This is a genomic window from Bdellovibrio bacteriovorus, assembly GCF_048286975.1.
Classification (GTDB): domain Bacteria; phylum Bdellovibrionota; class Bdellovibrionia; order Bdellovibrionales; family Bdellovibrionaceae; genus Bdellovibrio; species Bdellovibrio bacteriovorus_H.
Genome location: NZ_JBLVRT010000001.1, coordinates 903,687 through 917,807, shown reverse-complemented (window position 1 = coordinate 917,807; position 14,121 = coordinate 903,687). Strand labels below are relative to the sequence as shown.

Here is a 14,121-nt window from a genome sequence, read left to right as displayed (position 1 = left end):
AGATTCAAATTTGAAATTAGCGATATAAAATGTCTGCGAAATCAAACCAAAGGGGAGCGAAAGCTCCCCTTCTTGGTTCCAAGATCAAACTGAATATTGAAAAACTCGCCATTGGCGGTGCTGGAGTCGCTCGACACGAGGGCATGGTTGTCTTCGTTCCTCAAGCAGCGCCCAATGAAGAAATCCTGGCGGAAATCACCCTGGTCAAAAAGAACTTCATGGAGGCCCGCGTGGTCGAAGTTCTTTCCGCCAGCCCCCATCGTCGTGAACCACCCTGCCCGGTGGCGCATTCCTGTGGAGGCTGCAACTGGCAGCACATCAATGAGGAAGAACAGCGCCGTCAGAAACACACGCTGGTTCTGGAAACGATCAGAAAGTTCAACCGGGATCTGGATTTCAACTATCTTCCCATCCAACCAAGTCCGCGTGTGCTGCGCTATCGCAACCGCATTCAGCCGAAATTCAAAAACGGCCGCTTCGGTTTCTTTGCGCGCAATTCCCACCAGATCGTGGAAACGATGGACTGCCTGATCACGGAAGAAACTCTGACCGATAAATTTGCCGAAGTGAAAGCCTGGGCCGAAAAGAAAAATGCGAAAGATCTTCAGCGTCTTGAGATGTACATCGCCGAAGAAGGTGATGTGCGCTATGGCCTGATCACTGACGAAGATGACGGCATCGGTTTTTCTCAAGTGAACCGCTTTCAGAACGAGGACCTGCTGCGCACGGCTTTGGACTGGGCGGGCGACGGTCCGTACAAAAAAGTTTATGACCTGTATGCCGGTGCCGGGAACTTCACCTTCCCTCTGGCGGCAAAGTACGCCGACTCGGAAATCATTGGTGTGGAGCTGAATCCGAAGCTCGTGGAGCGGGCTCGTTCCAAAATCACTGACAAGCGCATGACCTACTTCATGTCGGATGTGGAAACCTACATGCGCCGAGCCAGCATCGGTAAAGACGATCTGGTGGTCCTGGATCCACCTCGGGCCGGAGCCAGCGAATACACCATGCAGACCCTCGCCGCTGCCCAGCCTCGTAAGATCATCTACATCAGCTGCCACCCAGTGTCTTTGGCGCGGGATCTTAACTGGTTCTTTGCTCAGACGCAGAAAATGGGCATCAAGTACAAGCTCGACCGGGTGCAGACTTTCGAGATGTTCCCGCAGACGGATCATGTGGAAACTATTGCGGAACTCAGGGTTGACTCTTAGTCCTCTAATGATACCTTTTTAGCATGCGTAAATGGATTCTCGCTCTGTGCGCCCTGACCATGCTGGGTTGTGCCAGCCGGTCGGCACAGGAAAAACAAAAAGCTGAACTTCACCTCCGTTTGGGTGCCACTTACATTGAAAGCGGCAACTATCCTTTTGCTTTGCAGGAACTGTTGAAAGCGCAGGAGCTGGATCCAAAAAATCCCGTCATCCAAAACAATCTGGGTCAGGTGTACTTTTATCGCGATCGTTTTGATCTGGCAGAAAAACATCTTCGCCAGGCGCTGGATTTCGAACCGCGCTACTCGGACGCCCGCAACAATCTGGGCCGGGTGCTGATTGAGGCCGGCCGTTATGCTGACGCCGAAAAAGAAATCCGCACCGTCATCAATGACCTGACTTACGGAAATCCGGAAAAAGCCTACATCAATCTGGGACTGGTGAAGTTCAACCAAAAAGAGTACGGCGCCGCCCGCTCTGCTTTTGGCAAAGTCATGGACACGCAAACCGACGACTGCATCGCCAACACCTACTATGGCCGTACGTTCTTTGAAGAAAAGGACTATGGTCGTGCTGCTGAAGCTCTGGATCGCGCCATCGGGTTCTGCCAGAAGAACCTTTTTGATGAGCCTCACTACTACAGTGCGCTTTCCTACTATCGTCTGGGCGAAAAATCGAAATCTGTCGCCCGCTTTGAAGAGTTGATAAAATATTATCCCACCGGTAAGTACCGCGACAAAGCCAAGGGAATGCTCAGTTTGATTCGAAAGGGACATTAATGAAAAAGACCGGAGAACTTCTCAAGAAAGCCCGTGAGGAAAAAGGCCTCTCCCTGCACGAAATTGGTCTTTCTTTGAAAATCAGCAGCAAGGTTCTTAAAGCCATCGAAGAGGGTGATGAAACCCAATTGCCAGCAAAGACCTTCCTGCGCGGCTTTGTACAAAGCTATGCCAACTTCCTGCACCTGAACTCTGATGAAGTTCTTGAAGTCTTCTACGAAGAGATGGGTTCCACAAAACCGAAGCCCTACATCCGTCAGACAGAAGAAACAAAACCTGCGGGAACATCTGAGACAGAAGCAAAGCCGGCAACAGAAGGCACCACTGAAGCAGCGGCAGCAGCTCCAGCCCCGGAAGCCACGGTCACTCCGATTCGCAGGACTCCGCCACCAACCAGCTCTAATCACGGCATGCAGTCCCTGAAAGAAAACAAGAACACCAAGACCTACATCATTCTGGGTCTGGGCATTGTTCTGGTGGGATTGATTCTGTTCACGAAAAAAATGATCGACAAGTATTCCAAGGAAGCCGAAGTTCCAAGTGCGGAAGTGGCGCAAACCATGGAAGGCGCAACTCCGGTTGTGGTCGACACCTCTATTGATGGCGGCACTTTGACTGAAGTGGAACCAAACACCACTCCGGGTCCATTGGGCAACCTGACGACAACACCAACGCCAACGGCGCCGGTGTCGTCCACGGCAGCCACAGCTGCGTCTCCGACTGCGGCAGTTTCAACTCCGGTGACAACCCCGACTCCTGCGGTTTCACCGACGCCAACTCCGAAACCAACAACGACTCCAAGCCCGACTCCGACCGCAACTCCGTCACCGACGCCGGTGGCTTCGCCATCTCCTACCCCAACACCAACCCCGAGTCCGAAACCAGAGTCCGGCAAACCTGTTGAACTGATCGTGGAAGCTTTGGATTCAGTCGAGATCGAATACTCCGCTCCCAACGGCAAACCTCAAAAAATCCGTCTTTCTGCTGAGCAGGTTCACACCTTCAAAAGCAAAAGCGGTCTGAAGATTAATTTCTCCAACGGTGGTGCTGTGAATCTGATTTTGAATGGAAAAGAAATCGGTATTCCGGGTGACCTTGGTAAACCTATCCGCCTGAGCTACTAGTCTTGAAAGATCTATTCCGCATCTGGTGGATCAGCCTTTTGGTGAAACTTGTTCTTTCAGCACTCATCCCGTTGAGTGCTGATGAAGCTTACTACTGGGTGTGGGCCCAGCGCCCCCAGCTGAGCTACTTCGACCACCCCCCTCTGGTTTCCTGGCTTTTTTATCTTGGACACTTCCTTGAACCTTTCATGCACGCGGTCCGCTGGCCGGCAGTGATTCTGGGTCACGGTCTTTTGGCCGTGTGGTTCTATATCCTGAAAGACCAGATCGACTTTGAAAAAATCAAGGTATGGACGTATCTGGTGCTGTTCTCCCCGCTTCTGGGGTTTGGCTCTTTGATAGTAACACCGGATCTGCCGGTGATGTTCTTCTGGTCTTTGGCGATTTTGCTGGCTCTGCAGGCCATCAATAACAAATCCCTTTCCAGCTACATCTGGCTGGGTGTGGCTTTGGGTCTGGGGTTCTGTTCAAAGTATCACATCGTTTTGTTCGTACCGTGTCTGCTGGCGTACCTGACCGTGGAAAAACGCTGGAAGGATGTGCGCTGGAACGGGGTCCTGCTGACTCTGGTGTCCGGCCTGATCTTCTGCACGCCGGTTCTTTTGTGGAATTATCAGAATGACTTTGCGTCGTTTGAATTCCAGATCAAACACGGTCTTGAGAAAAGCTCTTACAACCCGGAATGGACCCTTTCCTACATCCTTGGGCAAATCCTGATCGTGTTCCCCCTGATCTTCTGGGCTGCTTTGCGGGCAAAAGTTCCCAAGGACCTGCGCTGGTTGTTCTATTTCGGCTGGGGTCCATTGCTGTTCTTCCTGTTCACTTCCTTCCGCGCTTTGGTGGAAGCCAACTGGCCGATCATCGCTTATCCGGCGATCCTGGCATTGGCGCTATTCCATCCGAAGGTGCAAAAGTGGACAAAAGTTTACGTGATCTTCTGGGGCGCGATTGTCGCCGTGGTGCTGGCAACCTTGTTCACACCGTCCTTGCGCAAGCTCAGTGACAAAGTCGAAGAGCCTTATGTCTTCCAGGAACTGAGCAGCGTGGCCAAAGAAGTGAGTCCACTTTATGCCAGCAGCTATCAAATGGCGTCCTCACTTTGGTACTTCAGCAAAGTTCCGGTGTTTAAGCTCAAAGGAATCAGCCGTTACGACTTCTTTGACACACTTCCTGAAGCCGAGCCGCAGGGCAAAGTTTTTTATTTAGTGAAGCGCGAGAGAAATGGTTTACCAAAGTGGATTTCCGAACAACAATGGCAGATGAAAGAGATTCGAAAAATCTCTCCTGACTTTGTCCTGTTGGAATTCACAAGACCATGAAAGTAATTGCAACTCTTTCTTTTTTGCTGGTGACCTTCTTCTTGTACGGATTTTATCTGAATCAGTACGAACTGGCTGTGGTGCCACCGCAGATCACTTCGCAACATTCCTCAAGAAATCTGTATGACTATAAAGGTGTGCTGAACGTGCACACCGACCTTTCCAGCGGGTCGGCCACTTCAAGTTTTGTCATCACTTCGGCGAAACTTGCCAACCTGGATTTTATCTTCTTCACCGACTACAACATCTTCAATATCCCGACGACGTTTGAATCCTATCACGGGAACCTGCTGGTCTTTAACGCCGGCAAATACAGCTATCTGGATTCCCGTTTGATTTACTATTCCCTGAATCAGGAAAGCATCGGCGCAAACCTTGGCGATGCTCAGGTGAAGCTTTCAGACCTGTTGTCACAGAAAACCGGCGCCAGCAAGGACACGCTGACGATCCTGGCTCACCCGTATAAGGCGGGTTATTCCTGGTCCGGCGAAATTCCTTCAGGCCTGGATGGTTTTGAACTTTTAAACATGAAAAGTCTGATCAACCGCGCCTGGGGCGAATCCAAGATCTCCACCATCTGGAGTCTTCTGATTTATCCATTCAATCCGCGTCTGGCATTTGTTCGACTTTACACCGAACCCACGGATGAGATTGCACTTTTGAACAAACTCAGCCAGCAACGCAAAGTGGTGGTCTATGCCGGAACCGAAGCCTCGGCCCGCGCGATTCCGCTGGCAAATTACTTCATTCGCTTCCCAAGCTATAAACGCAGCTTTGAATTCATGAGCAATCACGTGCTGCTGAAGTCCGAACTGACCGGAAGCTTTAACAGCGACCGCACCAAGATCTTCAATGCCATTAAAAACGGAAGCTTCTATATCGCGCTGGACACTTTGGGGGATCCAAAAGGATTCTCGGCAACCATTGAAGACGGCAATCACAGCCACATGATGGGCTCAGAGGTGAAATTCAGCAAAAACATGAGTCTGAAAGTAACCCTGCCTGCGAAGCCTCAGGACTTTTTCGAAATCATGATCATCAAAGATGGTGAAGTGGTGGCAAGAAAGAATGAACCTGAAACAGTATTTGAACTGAAAGAACCGGGAACTTATCGTGTGCAAGTGCGTGTCAGCCCGATGCTGCCCATCCCGGACGCCAAAAAATGGATCACGTGGATTTACACAAACCCGTTTTACGTTCGCCCTTAATCATCCGCCAATGGAATTTCAACTGTGAGCCCGTCCACGGGCTCGATCTGACAAGCCAGACGCTCAGAAGGCTGAAAGCCCCGGTCTTCGGCCATCTCCTGCTCCAGCTCGTTGCGTGGAGGCAGTTTTTCCAGGCCCTTCACCACAAAAATCCGGCAGGTTCCGCAGGTCGCATTTCCTCCACAGGTGTGGTTCAGCGCCACCTTCGCCCTCAGGGCCACGTCCAAAACGGAATGATCCTTTTGACTCACCGAGACATCAATATTTTCGGGCAAAAAGCTTATAATTTTTCCAGACTTGGATGACACAGTCAGGAACTCCTTCACGGGGACACTCTTTAGTTGAAACAGCCCCATCCATTTTGTATCAATGTTTTCATGAGATTCATAGCTTTTGACTTAGAGACCACTGGTACAGTTCCTGGAGTAGATCAGATCGTAGAAATCGGTGCCGTTCGTTTTATCGACGGCCAGCCTGAGGCGATCTTTGCCACTTTGATTGACCCACTTCGCCCAATCCCACCAGGAGCTTCGGCAGTGAATGGTATCTCTGACGACATGGTTAAGGGTAAGCCCCTGATCGACTCCATCCTGCCGGCTTTTGCTGAGTTCTGCGGTGACGATGTTCTGGTGGCGCACAATGCGCCGTTTGACTCCCAGTTCCTGATTGCTGACATCAAAAAGCATGAAACCGCAGCGCCAAAAGGCGTGATCCTGGACAGCTTGCCAATCGCCCGCAAAGTCTTCCCGGGTCTTCCGAACTACAAACTGGGAACTTTGGTTCAGCATTTGAAAATCCCAACTTCCAATTTCCACCGTGCTGAAGAAGATGCGACTTATCTGGGCCACATGTTCAGCCAGATGATGAAAAGAATCTCTATCGGCGGCCAAGCACCTCAGGTAGGAAACCTGATCGCTCTGACTGGCAAACCAGAACTGCGCTTCCCGCAGATTGTGCGCCAGCCAAAACAAATGGACTTCTTCGGAGGTCTTTAGAACCAGGCCCTTCGGGGCCTTTTTTCTTTCCCAGATCTATAGGAGTTTTTCATGAACAAATTGATGATTCTTTCCGCGACCCTGACTCTGACTTTTGCTTCTTCCCTACAGGCCGCAACAAGTTTTCCCGATCTTAAAACCTGCGAAGAGGCCGTTTTCTATGTGAAAAGTCTCGGTGATTGCAAAATCACTGCGGACGAAAGAAATAAATACGAAGTCTCTGTCGGGGGTAAAAACGATATACCAGCCGGCTTGGAGCATGTTCTGAGAATGCTCGCTCAAGCTGAATGTGAGGGTGCAGTTGCTGGAGCCCAGCGTGAATGCATTCAGCTCTGTGGAAATGTCGCCATCTGTGCAAAATAATAAAAGCCCCTGCAAAGGGGCTTTTTAGTTTCTAAATCTCACGAGCTCGGTGCGCCACTGGATATCTTCGGCCACGCCCAAACGAGTGCTGCGACACCTTCAGGATCGGCGGCGCCTGCCAGCGCTTGAATTCCGTGCGCATCAAAACAGGCAACAGCCATTTTTCGGTCGCTGATTTCGCCGGACCTGATTTTTCCACCAAATAAGTCACAGCCTTGTCCAAATCATCGTACTCAGGCAAAGAGTCCTGATCTTTTTGGTTCGGACGAAGTTCCGCCGATGGTGGACGATCAATGATCTCTTGAGGGATCACTTCACCTTGTTTGTTATAGTATCTGGCCAGAGCATAAACTTGCGCTTTGGTCAGATCACCCAATGGCGCCAAACCACCGCACATGTCCCCGTACAACGTGGAATAGCCCGAGGCATATTCACTCTTGTTCCCGGTTGTCAGCAGCATGCTGTTTTCCTTGTTGGACCAGGCCATCAAAGTCAGACCACGCAAACGCGCCTGCAGATTTTCATTCACGATACTGAAACCCTCAAGCCCCAGGCCCTTGTTCAAAGCCTTCAGCACAGATTCATACATCGGACCAATTTCGACAGTTTTGAAATCCACACCCATATTGGAAGCCAGATCTTTTGCCAAAGTCAGACTTTGTGGAGCATTGAACGGACCCGGCAAGCCCACGCCCACGACATTCGCAGGCCCCAGGGCATCCACCGCCAAAGCGGCCACGACCGCAGAATCAATCCCGCCGCTTAAACCCAGATGAACTTTCTTGATGCCGGTCTTTTCACAGAAATCACGGATTCCCAAAACCAGCGCCCGGCGAAGTTCTTCGATGGCTTCAAGTTTGGGATTCTTGTTCCAGACTTCCAGGGTGTTAAGGTCAATCACGTTGATGTCTTCACTGAACTGCTGGCAGGTCAGAAGTTTTTTGCCTTTTTTATCCAGCACGAAGCTGCCGCCATCAAAGATGATTTCATCCTGCGCACCCACCAGATTCACGTACATGATCGGGGCATTGAAATACGCTGCGGTTTTCTGGGTGACGTATTCACGCTGCTTCATCTTGCCAACAAAGTAAGGCGAAGCGCTCAGATTGATGACCATGTCGATCTTTTGTTTTTTTACTTTGGCCAGCGGGTTTTCACGGTAAGCGGAATTCCCCTTGGCATCCGGCCAGGCCCAGATGTCTTCACAGATGGTCAGGAAGAACTTCTTCCCTTTCCATTTGAAATAGTTTTTTGAAAGGTCGCCGGATTCAATGAAGCGCGCTTCATCAAACACGTCGCCGGTCGGCAGAAGCTGTTTGTGGAAGAAGCGCGGCTTTTCACCCTTGGCGATCAAAGCGGCGCTGTTGAAATAAGGACGCCCTTTTTTTGCCGGGTTCTTGGTGATCAAGCCCATGATCACGCCGATATTTTTGGGAAGTTTTTTAATCAGGTCTTTGAATTCGGATTCTTGTTTGGCGACGAGCTTTTCACGCTCCAGCAGATCAAACGGATGATAACCAAACAAGGTGCATTCAGGGAAGACAACCAGATCACATTTTCTTTGAACGGCCTGGTTGACGAAATCGAGGATCTTTTCTTTATTAAACTGAAAGTCAGCAAGAACTGGATTTATTTGGGCGACGGCGATTCTCATTCAATCGTTATACGCCCAGAAAAGCCATCTTGGTAGCCGTGCCAGTGATTAATTTCAACTTCTGGATACTTCCAGCAATAGTATCCATCACCATTGTCAAAATCAGCCATCCACAAGCCCTTGGGCTCGCCGCCCAGCTTTTCAATCTTAACCTGCCAGCGGTCAATAACAGTGTTGATCTGGGTTTCAATAACCGCCACGGAAGGGTGGCTTTTGTCGGAATAGGCATCGATGCGGTTCAGGTGTTGTTTCACCTCACGGCAGGCCTCTTCGGTCATGCGATAAATGACGGGAAGCAAGCGACGTGCTTCATCCAAACTAAATGTTTTACTGCGATTGATCTCAATCACATTTTCCAATGGAACTCCCCCATCACTGAACAGATAGGCTGTATCCTTTAAAGAATGTTCTGTTTCAAGAAATTAACGACATGACAGACAACTTAAGAATTTCTATGAAGAATTTCTAAACGCGACGCAGATTATTTTTCAAAACTCTTCGACATTTGCAGGGCCTGACCGCCCAGGAACACGACCAGCGCCAGAATGATGGCGACGATGAACAGAATTCTTATAAAATTTCCAATGGTGAACGGTTCTTCCTCTTTTTCAAAGGTTTTGACCGGTGGTTTCTTCACCGCAAGCTTCTTCACCGGTGGAGTCAGCGATTCCCCGGATACAATCGAGGCTTTTCCTTCACCGTTTGATTTCTTTTCAAGTTTTTTGCGTTCCGCTTCGGTCAGCCCCGAAATCGCCACAGATCTGGTTTTAATGGGACGAGGACCATAGCTGCCACCACTGCTGCCGCGGAAGAATCCACCGCTGCCGCCGCCTTCCAGCGCGATTTCAACGACCTTTCCTTGAGCTCCCCCGCCAGTTTCCACCCCGGAAGACGGACGACGACCCCGGTTCATGAAACGACTGCCCCCACGGGATTGGGAACCCGCATAAGTGCCGCCACTGGAGCCGCCCCCACTGCCACTGCTGCTGTCACTGCCAGAGCCGCTTCCTGAGCCGTCTTTATTGGACCCCGAACCACTGCCGCTGGAGCCCCCGCCGCCACTGCCATTCGGCGGACGACCGTTCGCCCACGTTCCGGCCTGGAATCGGGTGTTGCACCCTTCATCGGCCACAGTGGTGTCTTCACTTCCCACGGAAGGAAGCTCACCCATCTCCAGTAAACATTGCACGTAAGAACCCATGTAGTTTTTGATGAAAGCATCCATGGGTTTGATAATTTGAGACGTCAGCCCGATCAATAATGCGACAATGATCACGAGCATAAGGACATACTCGAGCGCGGCCTGACCTCGCTCGCTGGGTAGTCCAGATGTAAGTTGAGATTTCTTCACTCGTAAGAGCATTTAGGTCATAATACAGTATATGCCCAATGGACTGAATTTCAATCGACTCATATTTACTGTGTTCTTGGCTTTTGTCTCATTTCTGGTCATTGATCCGCCCTGTGCCCTTGCGGCAGAGCAGACCAAAGACGAGTTCTCTCTCTTTGAAGAGGAACTGAAGCCGGCGGCGACACCGGCTCCTCCGGTCGTAAAACCCACCGCCCCCACCATCAGCAAACCGACCGTGACCAAACCCACGGTGACGGCACCCAAAGTGGAGACTCCGAAAGTCGACACACCTGCGGCACCGGCCACTCCGGCAGCTCCGGAAAAAGCAACTGTCACCGTGCCAAAGCCCGAGGCGGTTACCGCTCCGGTCGCAGCTGTTCCGACAGATGAAACACCAGAGCAAAAAATTGAGCGTCTGAAAAAAGAAATCCGCGCCAGCCCCAAAAATGCGCGCCTGATTGTGGACTTGTCCGAGGAACTTTACAAAAAAGAAGAATACGAAAAGGTCACTTTGCTATTGTGGAAACACGTCGACAAGATCGACCGCCGCGGACTTTTGATCCTGGCAAGGTCCCATGAAAAACGCAAAGAGCCGACCGAGATGATCCGTTCCCTGAATGTGCTTCTGGGCAAGGATGAAAAGGACTTTGAGGCTTACAACCTGATGGGGAATGCCCACATCCTTCAGCGCAAAACCAAAGACGCGATGGAAGCCTACAAGAAATCCATCGAGTTGAATGCGAAATACGAACCGGCTTACGACGGATTGATCACGCTTTACGAAAAGCGTGACACGCCGAACCTGTACGAGCTGCGCATCCTTCTGCAGGACATGGTGCAAAATATCGGTCCGCGCCCGCAGTACCTCAGAAAACTTTGCGAGATCAACACCCGCGACGGCACTTATGAGCCAGCCGTGCAGTCTTGCAAGGAAGCCATCCAGAAAGACCCTAAAATCGCCGACGCTTACGTTTACCTAGGACTTTCCTACAAGGCCCTGGGGGAAGATGCTATTGCGGTAAAGACGCTTAAAAAGGCTGCCAGTGACTTCCCTAAGTCCGAGCTTGCGCAATACCATTATGGCGCCCTGCTGGAAGAGCAAAAGAACTATATCGATGCAATGAAGGTGTTTAAGTCGGGAACTGAAGCCGACGCCCAGGCCGGACGCTCGTGGCTGGGACTTGCCACCACATCATTTGAGCTGCGCAAGTATGATATTTCGCTGATGGCTTACAAAAATGCCTGCAAATTTGATAAAAAAAATGCCGTGGCCTTTAGAAGAGCCACGACAGTTTTAAGAAACGCGAAAAACAGCAAATGGACCGACCAGTTTGAACAGGCCTCGGAAAACTGTACGTTCTAGTTTTCCACCACGATCTCACCAATGAGATCGTATTCCATGTTGTCGGTGATGTGAACTTTCACCATGTCACCGACCTGAGCCTGACCATCATTGATCAGAACCACACCGTCGATATCCGGAGCCTGACCCCAGAAACGGCCCTGCAACAACAGGTCTGTTTCCTCTGAGAAGCCCTCCACGATCACCTGCAAAGTTTTGCCGACAAAGTCGCTGTGCTTTTCACGGGAGATGTTCTGCTGAACTTCCATCAAAGCATCGTGACGGTATTGTTTTGTTTCTTCGTCGATCTGGTTTTCCATACGACCGCCCGGAGTGTTTTCTTCCGGAGAGTATTTGAAGCAACCCACGCGGTCGAACTGCTGTTCCGCCACGAAGTTCAGAAGCTCTTCGAACTGCTCCTGGGTTTCACCCGGGAAGCCCACGATGAACTGCGTGCGGATCACTGCTTCCGGCAGATGTTCACGGATGTTCATCAGTGCCGTTTCGATTTCGTCACGGGTCATTTTGCGGTTCATGGATTTCAGAACCTGATCGTTCACGTGCTGCAAAGGCATGTCGAAGTACTTCACGATCTTGGTGCTGTTTTTGATAACCTGAACCATCTCTTGTGTGATGCCATCCGGATACAGATACATCAAACGGATCCACTGCAGTCCTTCAACCTGATCCAGAGCTTTCAACAGCTCCACCGGGCTTTCTTTGCGAGTTGGATCCTTACGACGGATATCAAAACCATAATCAGTGAAATCGTGGCTGATGATGATCAGCTCTTTCACGCCGCCAGCAACCAGCAATTTTGCTTCGGCCACGATCGCATCGATGGAACGGGACTGCAGGTTGCCACGGATCAAAGGGATCGCGCAGAACGCACAACGCTTCATGCAACCTTCAGAGATTTTCAAATACGCACGGTGACCCGGCTGGGAGTTCACACGCGGAGTCGCTTCTTCCTGCAGATAAGTCGGCAGGTTGAAGAAGGTCTTTTGTTTTTCACCTTCATCAGAGTTTTTCAGGATCTTCGCGATGTTCTGGAACTCACCAGAGCCCACGAACAAGTCCGCTTCCGGCAAACCTTCCACCAGATCGTCTTTATAACGCTGGGTCAGGCAACCCGCGACAACAACCTTTTTGATTTTGCCTTCTTGTTTCAGGTCACTCATGTCCAGAATGCGCTGAATGGACTCTTTTTTGGAGTCCTCGATGAAACCACAGGTGTTCACGATGACCGTATCCGCCTGATCCGCCTCGCCCACAACTTCATAGCCGTCTTTCATCAAAGTGCCGGCCATGATTTCGCTGTCGACCAGATTCTTCGGGCAACCCAGAGAGATAAAGTGAACTTTTTTGTTTTGAGCAGTCTCTTGTTTCATAGGTCGGTTACCTGTGCATCTTTTGGCGGTTGATATTTGAACAGTTTCTTATTTTCTTTTTTCAGGAACTTCACATCGGAAAACTTCATGGTTGTGAGGTTTCCGATATCGTCCAGGTAGGAAATCGTCTGCAGCGTGTTGTCCTTGGGCTTCACTGTCAGCTTCAGGGATTTCACGGTCAGGCCGTCATTCAGCGGCTTCACTTCGATGTTGACCAGCTCCCCGTCTTTTTCCTCTTTCAGAATCTTGAAGTTTTTGTTCAGATCCTCACCCAGCAAAGAAGAAATCAGGATGTGGGATTTCGTCTTTTTGTCGACGATGCCCTTTGCCACCTGTACCGGTCCGCCGAATTCTTTTGGCGGCACCTGCACGCTCCAGATGGTTTTACCATCGAACACCAGCAGAGTTTCTTCCGGCTTGGTGTTTTCCCAGCGGAACTTTCCGTTCGCCAGATAGATCTTGCCGTCGTACTTGGTTTCTTTGCCAAGCAATTCAGACTTCACAGTCTTTTCCACACTCATTTCCACAAGCTTTGTGGTGCGGTATTTTTTTGCGACTTTCTGAAGAGCACCGTTGCCAGTGACGGCAGCCATAGCGCTCAAAGAAAACAGGAATGTCAGGACCAGGGAAAGAGTCGATCTAAGCATGCGGGTTTTGTAGCATATCCGTGGACGCTCCGCAAGAGAGGCCCCTCTCAGCCAAGACCCAAACTTCAAAGTGAGGGGGACTCCCGAGCGCCAGCCGGGCGGCGCGCGCTGTAGAGCCTGTTGTAAGGATGTCGTCGACAAAGATCCAGAGGATGTCTGTCGAGTTTTTAGACAGCTCTGTATTTTTTTCAACCAGCTCCATCGCGATCAAGGCTCGCTCTCCCCGGTCGGCCCTGCGTTGTTTCCCCGAAGAGGCCTTGCGCAAACAGGGAAAATAGACGCCACCCATGTGAGCTGCCAGTGCCCGGGCAAACAATGAGGCATGATCTTCAGCACCGGACTTCGACGGTGCGGGAACAAAGTGCAGCCTTCGTCCGGATCCAAGATGAGGCACATTCCGCTGCACCATCAGCTGTGCAAAGTGATCCCAGCCTTGTTTGTTGTACGGGCCTTTTAAACTGAGCACCAGTGCCGACAACAGATCACTTTCCCCCGGATTCCACGAGTATAGAGCCCGCAACCACTCCTGCCGGCGACGCGATTTGTGGGGATAGTGATTCAGCACCTCATGACAGGGAACACACAGACCCGCTTGCACCACCTGCAATGATCCGCAGTGCAGACAGGCGGACAGCCGGGCTTTAAGCAACTTCAACAAGGAATTCATTCTTTCGCGTCACTGCAAATTCTTTGACAGTCCCTGAAGGCAGGCCTAGAACCGAAAGAGTGAGGGGTTT

15 protein-coding genes are annotated in these 14,121 nt (G+C 50.8%); 8 read left to right on the top strand and 7 right to left on the bottom strand.

Annotated features, from left to right (window positions below):
* Positions 1-29 precede the first annotated feature (29 nt).
* The 5 genes from ACNQKP_RS04510 to ACNQKP_RS04490 are packed head-to-tail and all read left to right on the top strand — an operon-like array spanning position 30 to position 5,641.
* Positions 30-1,211: a class I SAM-dependent RNA methyltransferase gene (locus ACNQKP_RS04510; protein ID WP_417863108.1), complete on the top strand. Its 1,182-nt coding sequence runs from the start codon at positions 30-32 to the stop codon at positions 1,209-1,211.
* Positions 1,212-1,234: 23 nt separating this feature from the next.
* On the top strand, positions 1,235-1,990 hold the full coding sequence (locus tag ACNQKP_RS04505) for a tetratricopeptide repeat protein (protein WP_417863107.1): 756 nt from the start codon (positions 1,235-1,237) through the stop codon (positions 1,988-1,990).
* On the top strand, positions 1,990-3,114 hold the full coding sequence (locus ACNQKP_RS04500) for a helix-turn-helix domain-containing protein (protein ID WP_417863105.1): 1,125 nt from the start codon (positions 1,990-1,992) through the stop codon (positions 3,112-3,114). The genes ACNQKP_RS04505 and ACNQKP_RS04500 overlap by 1 nt, the downstream gene beginning before the upstream one ends.
* Before the next feature lie 2 nt (positions 3,115-3,116).
* The gene (locus ACNQKP_RS04495; RefSeq protein ID WP_417863103.1) at positions 3,117-4,433 is read left to right on the top strand and encodes an ArnT family glycosyltransferase; all 1,317 of its coding nucleotides are present in this window, start codon (positions 3,117-3,119) and stop codon (positions 4,431-4,433) included.
* Positions 4,430-5,641 carry a hypothetical protein gene (locus tag ACNQKP_RS04490; protein WP_417863101.1) on the top strand — a complete coding sequence of 404 codons (1,212 nt, stop codon included), beginning with the start codon at positions 4,430-4,432 and terminating at the stop codon, positions 5,639-5,641. Before ACNQKP_RS04495 ends, ACNQKP_RS04490 begins: the two co-directional genes overlap by 4 nt.
* Here the strand turns inward: ACNQKP_RS04490 and ACNQKP_RS04485 are convergent.
* Positions 5,638-5,997, bottom strand: a complete 360-nt coding sequence (locus ACNQKP_RS04485) for a 2Fe-2S iron-sulfur cluster-binding protein (protein ID WP_417863099.1) — start codon at positions 5,995-5,997, stop codon at positions 5,638-5,640. The two genes, ACNQKP_RS04490 and ACNQKP_RS04485, sit on opposite strands and share 4 nt — an antisense overlap.
* 21 nt (positions 5,998-6,018) lie before the next feature.
* Here ACNQKP_RS04485 and ACNQKP_RS04480 point away from each other — a divergent pair, with 21 nt between their 5' ends.
* Positions 6,019-6,636, top strand: a complete 618-nt coding sequence (locus ACNQKP_RS04480; RefSeq protein ID WP_374031572.1) for a PolC-type DNA polymerase III — start codon at positions 6,019-6,021, stop codon at positions 6,634-6,636.
* Between the two features lie 51 nt (positions 6,637-6,687).
* Positions 6,688-6,999 (top strand): hypothetical protein, encoded by a 312-nt coding sequence (locus ACNQKP_RS04475; protein WP_417863097.1) that lies wholly within the window; start codon positions 6,688-6,690, stop codon positions 6,997-6,999.
* Positions 7,000-7,030: 31 nt separating this feature from the next.
* Here ACNQKP_RS04475 and ACNQKP_RS04470 read toward each other — a convergent pair whose 3' ends face one another.
* The 3 genes from ACNQKP_RS04470 to ACNQKP_RS04460 all read right to left on the bottom strand — a co-directional run bounded on the left by ACNQKP_RS04470 (position 7,031) and on the right by ACNQKP_RS04460 (position 9,935).
* Positions 7,031-8,653, bottom strand: coding sequence for an NAD+ synthase (locus ACNQKP_RS04470; protein WP_417863096.1), 1,623 nt, complete (start codon positions 8,651-8,653; stop codon positions 7,031-7,033).
* Positions 8,650-9,003: a DUF2203 domain-containing protein gene (locus ACNQKP_RS04465; RefSeq protein ID WP_417864090.1), complete on the bottom strand. Its 354-nt coding sequence runs from the start codon at positions 9,001-9,003 to the stop codon at positions 8,650-8,652. The genes ACNQKP_RS04470 and ACNQKP_RS04465 overlap by 4 nt, the downstream gene beginning before the upstream one ends.
* A 131-nt stretch (positions 9,004-9,134) precedes the next feature.
* Positions 9,135-9,935 (bottom strand): hypothetical protein, encoded by an 801-nt coding sequence (locus ACNQKP_RS04460; RefSeq protein WP_417863094.1) that lies wholly within the window; start codon positions 9,933-9,935, stop codon positions 9,135-9,137.
* A 139-nt stretch (positions 9,936-10,074) separates the two neighbouring features.
* On the opposite strand from ACNQKP_RS04460, the gene ACNQKP_RS04455 reads away from it, so the two are divergent.
* Positions 10,075-11,367 (top strand): tetratricopeptide repeat protein, encoded by a 1,293-nt coding sequence (locus tag ACNQKP_RS04455; RefSeq protein ID WP_417864089.1) that lies wholly within the window; start codon positions 10,075-10,077, stop codon positions 11,365-11,367.
* Here ACNQKP_RS04455 and rimO read toward each other — a convergent pair.
* The 3 genes from rimO to ACNQKP_RS04440 are packed head-to-tail and all read right to left on the bottom strand — an operon-like array spanning position 11,364 to position 14,051.
* Positions 11,364-12,737 carry a 30S ribosomal protein S12 methylthiotransferase RimO gene (gene rimO / locus ACNQKP_RS04450; RefSeq protein WP_011166141.1) on the bottom strand — a complete coding sequence of 458 codons (1,374 nt, stop codon included), beginning with the start codon at positions 12,735-12,737 and terminating at the stop codon, positions 11,364-11,366. The genes ACNQKP_RS04455 and rimO overlap by 4 nt on opposite strands.
* Positions 12,734-13,384, bottom strand: coding sequence for a LolA family protein (locus tag ACNQKP_RS04445; RefSeq protein ID WP_417863093.1), 651 nt, complete (start codon positions 13,382-13,384; stop codon positions 12,734-12,736). Before ACNQKP_RS04445 ends, rimO begins: the two co-directional genes overlap by 4 nt.
* On the bottom strand, positions 13,377-14,051 hold the full coding sequence (locus ACNQKP_RS04440; protein ID WP_417863091.1) for a ComF family protein: 675 nt from the start codon (positions 14,049-14,051) through the stop codon (positions 13,377-13,379). The genes ACNQKP_RS04445 and ACNQKP_RS04440 overlap by 8 nt, the downstream gene beginning before the upstream one ends.
* Positions 14,052-14,121: the final 70 nt, after the last annotated feature.